Genomic DNA, 2,396 nt, shown 5'->3' with positions numbered 1-2,396 from the left:
AATGTAGGTCGCCGCCCCGCAGGGGTGGTGAAACTGCCTTTGACTTTAAGCCTTTGACTTTGACGTTAAGCAGTTGCAGTTGCAGTTAAACAGTTGCAGTTGCAGTTCCCTAATCCAACAAATACGACCGAAGATACTCCGGCATCGTAACCGCCCAACGCAACTCCCGCTCAATCCGCTGCCGCAAGGCATCACTAGCCGCCGGCTCCCCGTGCACCACGAAAGTCCGCCGCGGCGCGCTGCCGAAGCCGCCCAGCCATGTCATCAGTTCGTTGGCATCAGCATGCGCCGAGAGCGAAGTAATCTGCGCCACCGAAGCCTGGATCACAACCTGCTTCCCGTGGATCCGCAACTCCCGCATCCCCGACGCCAGCGCGGCACCGCGCGTACCGGCAGCCTGGAACCCCGACAGCAATATCGTATTGCGCGCATCCTGCCCATACGTCTCCAGGTGATGCACCACCCGCCCTCCGGTAGCCATGCCCCCGCCGGCCAGGATGATCTTGGGCGTATGGTCGCGGTTCAGCCAGACGGACTGCTGCATGCTCTGGATCAGGATGGCCATATTGCAGGCTGCCGCGCAGGCGGCGCGGTCGATCCGCAGTTCGTCCGGGTGCAACGCAAAGACCGTGGTGGCGTCGATGGCCATTGGGCTGTTGAGGTAGACCGGCACGTGCGGAATGCGGTTCTGCTGGCGTAGCTTGTAGAGGCAGTACAGCAGCGCCTGGGTGCGCCCGACGGCAAATGCGGGGATCACCACGCTGCCGCCGCGGCCAATGGTGCGGCTGACGATTTCGCCCAGCGCGTCGAACGGATCGTCCGCGGGATGGGCGCGGTCGCCATAGGTGGACTCCACCAGCAGGTGATCCGCCTCGCGAACGATCTCCGGGGCGCGCATCACGATGTCCTGCTGCCGCCCCAGGTCACCCGAGAATACGATCCGCTTGCCGTCCACATGCAAAGTGACAATCGCCGAGCCGATGATGTGCCCTGCGCGATGGAACTCCGCCTCCACGTCGGCCGTCACCCTCACCCGCGTATCGTAGTGGAACGGGTCGAGCCGGCGCAAGGCGCGCAYGGCATCCGCGCCGTCGTAGAGCGGCAGCGCGGGCTGGTGGCGCGAAAACCCCTTGCGGTTGGCGTAGTGCGCATCCTCCACCGCCAGATGCGCGCTGTCGGGCAGCAGGATGTTGCACAGCTGGGCAGTGCCCATGGTGCAGAACACCCGCCCTCGAAAGCCGTTGCGCACCAGCAGCGGCAGGTACCCGCTATGGTCGATATGCGAGTGCGTGAGCACTACCGCATCGAGCGTGGCCGGATCGACCGGCAAGCGGTCCCAGTTGCGCAGGCGCAGTGCCTTGTAGCCCTGGAACAGTCCGCAGTCCACCATGACGCGGCTGTGGCCTGTGTCGAGCACATACTTGGAGCCCGTGACCGTGTCTGTGGCGCCGAGAAATTGCAGTTGCATGGCGGCGCCCTGTCAATGCGACAACAGCAGTGGCACCGGCGCCTGATACATCAGGGTGCGCGTGGTGCCACCCATGACCAGCTCGCGCAAGCGCGAGTGCCCGTAGCCTCCGGCCACCAGCATGTCGGCTCCCAACGCGCTGGCCGCGTCGAGGAGGTTGGCGCCTACCGGCCCCGCCTTCTGCACGTTGCGCACGCCGGCAACAATGCCGTGTCGCTGCAGGTAATGCCGCAAGCCGGCCACCGGCTCCGAGTCTGCCTGCGGCTCGCCGCGATCGTCCCACACGCCGACGACGGTGACGTGGCTGGCGCGCAGCAGCAAGGGCATGGCATCGGCCACGGCGCGGGCCGCCTCGCGCTGCCCATCCCACGCGATGACCACGTGCCCGCCATGCAGCCGCCTGAACTCCGCCGGCGCCAGCAAGACCGGGCGGCCCGCGTTGAGCAGCACGTACTCGGCCGCCCCGGCGCCTAGCAAGGACACATCCTGCGTTGCCACCGGCCGGGCCATCACCACCAGGTCGGCGACGCGGGCTTCCTGCGCCACGACCCAGCCGGTTTCCTCTTCCACCGCGCGATGCGAGTACGGCACGCCCGGCGCGTACGCTTTCATGGTTTCGCTCAGCAACTCTCCCTGCAACACCGCTTGGGACAGCAGCCGGCCACGGGAGGCCGCCAGATGCCGCGCGGCGTCTTCGCCGGCGTCACGGATCGGATCCATGCGCAGGCCGGTGGCGCTGACGCCGGTGATATGCGCGCCAAAGGCGGCTGCCAGGTCGGCGGCCATCCTGATGCGAGACGCGCAGGCGGGATCCGCTCCGAGCGCGACCAGCACGGTCCGGTAGTCCATGATGTACTCCGTGTATTGGTGATGTACTCCGTGTATTGGCGAGCGCGCCCGCGGGCGGACCCGGAAGACGGCGATATCA

General features: G+C 66.6%; 2 protein-coding genes. Both read right to left on the bottom strand.

Annotation, left to right across the window (positions count from 1 at the left end; genetic code table 11):
* Positions 1 to 109 precede the first annotated feature (109 nt).
* On the bottom strand, positions 110 to 1,468 hold the full coding sequence (locus AC1DKD_RS40685) for an MBL fold metallo-hydrolase RNA specificity domain-containing protein (protein WP_477144691.1): 1,359 nt from the start codon (positions 1,466 to 1,468) through the stop codon (positions 110 to 112).
* A 12-nt stretch (positions 1,469 to 1,480) separates the two neighbouring features.
* A complete protein-coding gene (locus AC1DKD_RS40680; protein ID WP_441633932.1) occupies positions 1,481 to 2,317 on the bottom strand; it encodes a universal stress protein in 837 nt (278 codons plus the stop codon).
* Positions 2,318 to 2,396 lie beyond the last annotated feature (79 nt).

Source organism: Cupriavidus sp. 05T313 (assembly GCF_056396665.1).
This window is presented reverse-complemented; position numbering and strand designations above follow the sequence as displayed.